Origin of the sequence: Amycolatopsis sp. NPDC051106 (assembly GCF_040682775.1) — a bacterium.
Lineage (GTDB): Bacteria > Actinomycetota > Actinomycetes > Mycobacteriales > Pseudonocardiaceae > Amycolatopsis.
Genome location: NZ_JBFBBQ010000073.1, coordinates 37,804 through 44,128, shown reverse-complemented (window position 1 = coordinate 44,128; position 6,325 = coordinate 37,804). Strand labels below are relative to the sequence as shown.

The window sequence follows — 6,325 nt, the reverse complement described above, 5'->3', positions numbered from 1 at the left end:
CGCACCGAAGGCCGCCTTGGGTGCGTCTGACGCACCGAAGGCCACATTGGGGCGCTCGAGACCCGCGCCGGACGTGAAAAGCCCCGCACCTCGTCGAGGTGCGGGGCTCTCTACGTGCCTGAAGATCAGCGGGGCGCGGGGCCCGCCTGGTCGGACAGCATGCGCAGCGCGTTCACCAGGCCGTTCACCAACCCGCGCACCAGGTCGCCCTCCTTGAAGGACGCCACCATGCTCGCCACCGCCAGCTTGGCGCCGCGGTCGGGGAGGCGGACGTACGCCGCCTTGCCGGTGACGATCTCGATCAGGCGCTCGCCCGGGGAAACCGCGATCAGGACCGAGTTCGCCGGGTTCGCCGTCGTCGCGTGGAGCTTCTCCGCCGCCGATCGGCTGTCCGCCCCCAGCTCGCCGAGGTACAGGCTGAAGTCGAGGCCGGTCTCGCGGCTCGCGAACGTCAGCGCCTCGTCGAGGCGGGCCAGCTGGCGCGTGTTGAACGGGCTCGTCGGCGCTTCCGGCTCGTACATCTTGGCGGCCGACAAGCGGCCGCTGGACGTCAGAGCCTCGCCGTAGCCCAGTTCGGACTCGTCGACGCGCTTCGTCAGCTCACCAGTTGCCACGAGCGCCTCCTGCCGCGGTCGGGGCGCCCTCGGGCGCGCTGTTCTCGGTGGCGGCGTGGTGCCCGGCACCGACCCCTTCGGGGTTGGCGCTCCACCACATGGCCGGGTAGTCCCAGGCCTGGCCGGACCGGTGCCGCGGGGCACCGCCGGACCTGCGCCGGAGCGTCAGCAGCCCGGCGAGGCCGTAGATGGCCAGCGGGATCACGGCGAAGACCACGATCGTCTCGACAACGTTCACGGCGCTGAGCGTATCGGATGACCTCCGCGCCCACCGCGCGCGCTGCACTCGACCGTTCGTCGTAAGCCGACTGCCGTCCGCCGCTTGGCTCGCGGCCACTGGAACGTTGGGGCGAAGAGCGTCGGGCCGAAAGGTTGCAACTCAACGTACAGGCGGCCGCACCCGCCGCTGTCATCTTGTCGCAGCCTTGAAATCCTCGTAGCTTTTTCACCTGTACGGGCCTTGCGCCCCGCTCCCCAGCCCCAGCAGGTAACGCACCGGTCCCAGGAGGCCTTGCCATGAACAGCGTCCACACCCCCGCACAGGCGATCACCGAGGCCACCTCGTCACCCAGCGAAATCGAATTCGTGCCCGGAACGCGTGTGACGGCGGGCACAAGGGTTACGCGGGGTACACGCGTCACTCGCGGTACACGCGTCACGGCGGGAACGCGCGTCACCATGGGCACCCGGGTGACAGCGGGGACGCGGGTCACGCGAGGTACCCGGGTCACCCGGGGCACCCGCGCCACGATGGGCACGCGTGTCACGGCCGGGACGCGCGTCACCTGCGGCACTCGCGTCACGCGAGGAACGCGGGTCACCCGCGGCACGCGCGTCACCATGGGGACCCGCGTCACCTGCCAGAGCGACTACGCGCTCGCTGCCTGACCCTTCGCTCCAGGTCCGTACGCCTTACCTGAACACGCGCAAGCACCCGGCTCGCCCCGGTCCGCCGCAAGGCAGCCGGGGCGCCGGCATGTCCAAGCTCCGCCGGAGTAGCTAGGCGGCGGAGCCCAGATACGGACGCCAGAGCGGATCGGCCTCCTTGGAGTGCGCGAGCAGCCGCCAGTGCGGGCCATGGGGAGCCCGCGGGACGACCCGCAGCCGCCAGCCGATCTCCGAGAGCAGCCGGTCCGCCTTGCGGTGGTTGCACTTGGCGCAGCAGGCGACGCAGTTCGTCCAGGCGTGGGGCCCGCCCCGGCTGCGCGGGATGACGTGGTCGATCGTTTCGGCCCGCCCCCCGCAGTAGGCGCAGCGGTACCGGTCGCGGTGCATCAGCCCGGCGCGGGTGAGCGGCACCTTCGCCCGGTAGGGCACGCGCACGTACGTGCTGAGCCGGATCACCGAGGGCACCGGCAGCGACACCTTCGCCGAATGCAGTTCGATGCCGCCGGGATCACCGTGCACCACTTCGGCCTTGCCGCACATCACCAGCACGACGGCTCGGCGCAACGGCAACGCGGTCAGCGGCTCGAAAGTGGCGTTGAGCAGGAGCACCCGGCGTCGGCCCCACGAAGGGGCGGCCGGATCCCGGCCTCTACGCTGTCCGGGCGGGCGGGTAATTCCCCCTGGGCGGTTCCCCGGCCCGGCCGGGACGGCTCCGCCGGATGCGGAACCCCCCGGATAGGCGCGCAGAACCACCTCTGGCGTCTCGGCGGCCATGGCTTGGCCGGAGACGCCGCGGGGGCTGGGTTGTCGGTCTGGCACTCGACCACCTCCAGGGGCGTAGGCATAGTCGACCACAAAACAGCCCCCCAGCGCACGTGTGTTACAAGACGTGTCACATCCGCGCGACCCAACATCCACTTACAGTTGGGCTCACCGACCTGATCGGAAGGATGATCGAACTCCCGTGTCCCCCCTGCTCCCCTCCGCCAAGCCGCCCTGCGTCGACGACGTGAGCACCTTCTGTCACCAGGTGTATCTGGCGACGAACAACGAGTGGCTGGCAGGCTCGGCGAACTGGCTGCTGACCAAGCCGCTGAAGATCCTGATGATCGTCGTGATCGCGTTCGTCGTGCGCCTGCTGATCAAGCGGCTGATCAACCGCGTCACCACGCTTCCCCGGTCCAGTGGCAAGCTGCCGGCCCTGCTGCGCCCCCTGCGTGAGCGCGCTCCCGAAGTGCTCGGCTCCGCCGTGATCGAACGCCGCCGCCAGCGGGCGCAGACCATCGGCTCGGTGCTGAAGTCGATGGCGACGTTCCTGGTCTACGGCCTCGCCTTCATCCTCGTGCTGGGCGAACTGGGCATCAACCTGGGCCCGATCATCGCCTCGGCGGGCATCATCGGCGTCGCGATCGGGTTCGGCGCGCAGAACCTCGTCAAGGACTTCCTGTCCGGCATCTTCATGATGGTCGAAGACCAGTACGGCGTCGGCGACGTCGTGGACGTCGGCGAAGCCTCCGGCACCGTCGAGTCGGTCGGCCTGCGCATCACCACGCTGCGCGACCTCAAGGGGACGGTCTGGTACGTCCGCAACGGCGAGATCCTGCGCGTCGGCAACTCGAGCCAGGGCTTCGCGGTCGCGGTCGTCGACGTCCCGCTCGGCTACTCCGCCGACGTCGAGCGCGCGACCAGCGTGCTCGGCGAGGCGGCTTCGGCCGCGACCGAGAGCGACCTGCTGAAGGACAACATCCTCGAGCCCCCGGAGATGCTCGGCGTGGAAAGCGTCACCCCGGAAGGGCTTCAGCTGCGCCTGACCGTGAAGGTGCGGCCGGGCAAGCAGTGGGCGGTCCAGCGGGCCCTGCGGGCCCAGCTGCTGGCCGCCCTGGAAGAGGCCGGCTTCGAGCCCCCGCTCGGCCGGCTGTTCCCCAACGCCGCCTCGGTGGCCGCGAAGAAGTAGCGTCCCGCGGCCGGGTCGTGAGGTCGCTCACGACCCGGCCCGCGTGGTTACGCTGGGAAACGGGTTCGCGACCTTCCGGCGAGGGGCGGGACCGGGCGTCGGGAACCCGCACCCGGAGGGCAAAATGGAAGGCGTGTCTGCAGTGAGCGAACCGGCGAACCTCTACGAAGCGGTGGGCGGCGAACCCACGTTCCGCCGGATCGTCGCGCGGTTCTACGAAGAAGTCGCGCGGGACGAGATCCTGCGCCCCCTCTACCCCGAGGAGGACCTCGGGCCGGCCGAGGAACGCTTCCGGCTGTTCCTCATGCAGTACTGGGGCGGCCCGCACACCTACTCCGACCAGCGCGGGCACCCGCGGCTGCGGATGCGGCACGCGCCGTTCAAGATCGGGCCGATCGAGCGCGACGCCTGGCTGCGCTGCATCCGGATCGCCGTCGACGAGGAGAACCTCGAGGAGCCCTACCGCGGGCAGCTCTGGGCCTACCTGGAGATGGCCGCCCACAGCATGATGAACAGCTTCGTCTGATGAGACCGGAGCCGGGAGCTCCCGACTGGTGGCGGGACGCCGTCTTCTACCAGGTCTACGTGCGCTCGTTCGCCGATTCGGACGGCGACGGCGTCGGAGACCTGGAAGGCATCCACTCCCGGCTCGGTTACCTGGAGCTGCTGGGCGTCGACGCGCTGTGGCTGACGCCCTTCTACCGCTCCCCGATGGCCGACCACGGCTACGACATCGCCGACCCGCGCGACGTCGACCCGATGTTCGGCACCCTCGGCGACTTCGACGTGCTGCTGACCGAGGCGCACAAGCGCAACATCAAGGTCACCGTCGACGTCGTGCCCAACCACACCAGCAACCAGCACGCCTGGTTCAAGTCCGCGATGGCGGCCAAGCCGGGCAGCCCGGAGCGCGACCGCTACATCTTCCGCGACGGCGTCGGCCCGAAGGGCGAGGACCCGCCGAACAACTGGGTCAGCGCGTTCGGCGGCCCGGCGTGGACCCGGGTGCCGGACGGGCAGTGGTACCTGCACCTGTTCGCGCCGCAGCAGCCGGACCTCAACTGGACCAACCCCGAGGTCGCCGCCGATCTCGAGCGGACGCTGCGCTTCTGGCTCGAGCGCGGTGTCGACGGCTTCCGCATCGACGTCGCGCACGGCATGGCCAAGCCGCCCGGCCTGCCGGACATGGACCCGCGCGCCGACGCGCACGGGCCGAGCCACTACTACGACCCGCGGTGGGACCACGACGGCGTCCACGAGATCCACCAGATGATCCGCAAGGTGCTCGACGAGTTCCCGGAAGCGATGGCCGTCGGCGAGATCTGGGTGACCGATGAGGAACGCCTGTCCCGGTACCTGCGGCCCGACGAGCTGCACCTGGCGTTCAACTTCCGGCTGGTGCTCACCCACTTCGACGCGGACGCGATGCGCACGGCCATCCAGCGCTCCCTGACGGTGCCGGCGAAGGTCGGCGCGCCCGCGACGTGGACGCTGGGCAACCACGACGTCTGGCGGCAGGTCAGCCGCTACGGCGGGGGCGCCGCCGGCGTGCGCCGCGCGCGGGCGATGGCGCTGGTCGAGCTGGCGCTGCCCGGCGCGGTCTACCTGTACAACGGCGAAGAGCTGGGCCTGGCCAACGTGGACATCCCGGTCGAGGAGATGGCCGATCCGAGGGCGAAGACCAGCGGGGCCGAGTTCGGGCGGGACGTCTCGCGGGTGCCGTTGCCGTGGGAAGGCGACCTGCCGCCGTTCGGGTTTTCCCGCAACCCGCGGACGTGGCTGCCGATGCCGGGCGAGTGGGCCGGGCTGACGGTCGAGAAGCAGATCGAAGACGCCGATTCGACGCTTTCGCTGTACCGGCAGGCGATCGAGCTGCGGAAGACGCATCCGGCGTTCAGCGGCGACGAGCTGGAGTGGTACGGCGCCCCGGCCGGCTGCTTCGCGTTCCGCCGCAAGAGCGGCGGGCTGGTGTGCGCGCTGAACACGTCGGCGAGCCCGATCGCCCTGCCGCCGGGCGAGGTGCTGCTGAGCAGCAGCCCGCTGGTGGACGGGAAGCTGCCGGCGGACTCGGCCGCCTGGCTCGTCTAGAGCGGCACCCACCGGCCGGGCTTGGCCACGGTGGCCGCCTCGGGCGCGGGGCCGCGCGCGATCTGGTTCACGCGCTGGTGCGACAAGCCCACCAGGTCGGCGATCGCCCGCTGCGGGATCTGCCCGTTCAGCGTGGCGACCAGGCGGGCGCGGACCCCTTCCCGCCACTGCGCCACCTCTTCGGCGAGCCTCTCCGCTTCCTGGTACTGCAGGACGAGTTCGGTCGCGTCCGCGTCGTCGAACTCGTAGCGCCACCGGAGGTGGAACCGCTCGGCCGGGAGACCGGTCAGGTTCGCGACGATCTTCCGCATGCCGGGGTCGACGTCGCCGAACTGCTTGAACTCACCCTCGGCGCCGTCGAGACCGTCGGTCACCTTCGCCGTCCACAGACCGGCTTCGCGGGTCACGGCCACGGTGAACGCCGGGAACCTCATCAACTGGCTCACCTCCGGGAAGGCGCGGACTGTAACCAATCGGTCACGAGCCTGTCAACCGCTCTGGTCGCCCGAGCCGTCGTCGAAGGCGCCGCTCGCCAGCCACGCCGCCAGCGCCGCGGCCTGGAGGTAGGGCGCCGCTTGGGCGGCCGCCCGGCCCGCCGCTCGCGTGCGGCCCCACCTCTCAGGACGCTCGGCGCGTTCCGGCGCCTGCTCCCCCGGCGAACGCTCGCGCCGCCACGGCGTTTCCTCGGCGCGGACACCGTCGAGGAATTCAGCGGTCGGATCGTCATCCGGGGTCATGGTTCCAGCGTGCCACCGTTCGGCACGAACGGTGGCGGTCGTAA

At 70.8% G+C, this 6,325-nt stretch carries 9 protein-coding genes; 4 read left to right on the top strand and 5 right to left on the bottom strand.

Annotated features, from left to right (window positions below):
* Positions 1-125: 125 nt before the first annotated feature.
* Together AB0M83_RS37015 and AB0M83_RS37010 are read right to left on the bottom strand one after the other, a co-directional pair.
* A complete protein-coding gene (locus AB0M83_RS37015) occupies positions 126-614 on the bottom strand; it encodes a DUF5130 family protein (RefSeq protein ID WP_364524477.1) in 489 nt (162 codons plus the stop codon).
* Positions 601-852 carry a hypothetical protein gene (locus AB0M83_RS37010; RefSeq protein WP_284742167.1) on the bottom strand — a complete coding sequence of 84 codons (252 nt, stop codon included), beginning with the start codon at positions 850-852 and terminating at the stop codon, positions 601-603. The genes AB0M83_RS37015 and AB0M83_RS37010 overlap by 14 nt, the downstream gene beginning before the upstream one ends.
* 278 nt (positions 853-1,130) lie before the next feature.
* Here AB0M83_RS37010 and AB0M83_RS37005 point away from each other — a divergent pair, with 278 nt between their 5' ends.
* Positions 1,131-1,502: a hypothetical protein gene (locus AB0M83_RS37005; protein WP_364524475.1), complete on the top strand. Its 372-nt coding sequence runs from the start codon at positions 1,131-1,133 to the stop codon at positions 1,500-1,502.
* A gap of 111 nt (positions 1,503-1,613) precedes the next feature.
* Here AB0M83_RS37005 and AB0M83_RS37000 read toward each other — a convergent pair whose 3' ends face one another.
* Positions 1,614-2,111: an HNH endonuclease gene (locus AB0M83_RS37000; RefSeq protein WP_350310664.1), complete on the bottom strand. Its 498-nt coding sequence runs from the start codon at positions 2,109-2,111 to the stop codon at positions 1,614-1,616.
* A gap of 355 nt (positions 2,112-2,466) precedes the next feature.
* Here AB0M83_RS37000 and AB0M83_RS36995 point away from each other — a divergent pair, with 355 nt between their 5' ends.
* From AB0M83_RS36995 to AB0M83_RS36985, 3 genes are all read left to right on the top strand, one after another.
* Positions 2,467-3,456 (top strand): mechanosensitive ion channel family protein, encoded by a 990-nt coding sequence (locus tag AB0M83_RS36995; RefSeq protein ID WP_364524473.1) that lies wholly within the window; start codon positions 2,467-2,469, stop codon positions 3,454-3,456.
* A gap of 142 nt (positions 3,457-3,598) precedes the next feature.
* Positions 3,599-3,982, top strand: coding sequence for a globin (locus tag AB0M83_RS36990; protein WP_364524483.1), 384 nt, complete (start codon positions 3,599-3,601; stop codon positions 3,980-3,982).
* The gene (locus tag AB0M83_RS36985; RefSeq protein WP_364524470.1) at positions 3,982-5,544 is read left to right on the top strand and encodes a glycoside hydrolase family 13 protein; all 1,563 of its coding nucleotides are present in this window, start codon (positions 3,982-3,984) and stop codon (positions 5,542-5,544) included. The genes AB0M83_RS36990 and AB0M83_RS36985 overlap by 1 nt, the downstream gene beginning before the upstream one ends.
* On the opposite strand, the gene AB0M83_RS36980 is transcribed toward AB0M83_RS36985, so the two are convergent.
* Together AB0M83_RS36980 and AB0M83_RS36975 are read right to left on the bottom strand one after the other, a co-directional pair.
* A complete protein-coding gene (locus AB0M83_RS36980; protein WP_364524468.1) occupies positions 5,541-5,978 on the bottom strand; it encodes a hypothetical protein in 438 nt (145 codons plus the stop codon). The two genes, AB0M83_RS36985 and AB0M83_RS36980, sit on opposite strands and share 4 nt — an antisense overlap.
* Positions 5,979-6,032: 54 nt before the next feature.
* Complete coding sequence (locus AB0M83_RS36975; protein ID WP_364524465.1) at positions 6,033-6,281, bottom strand: hypothetical protein; 249 nt, start codon at positions 6,279-6,281, stop codon at positions 6,033-6,035.
* Positions 6,282-6,325: the final 44 nt, after the last annotated feature.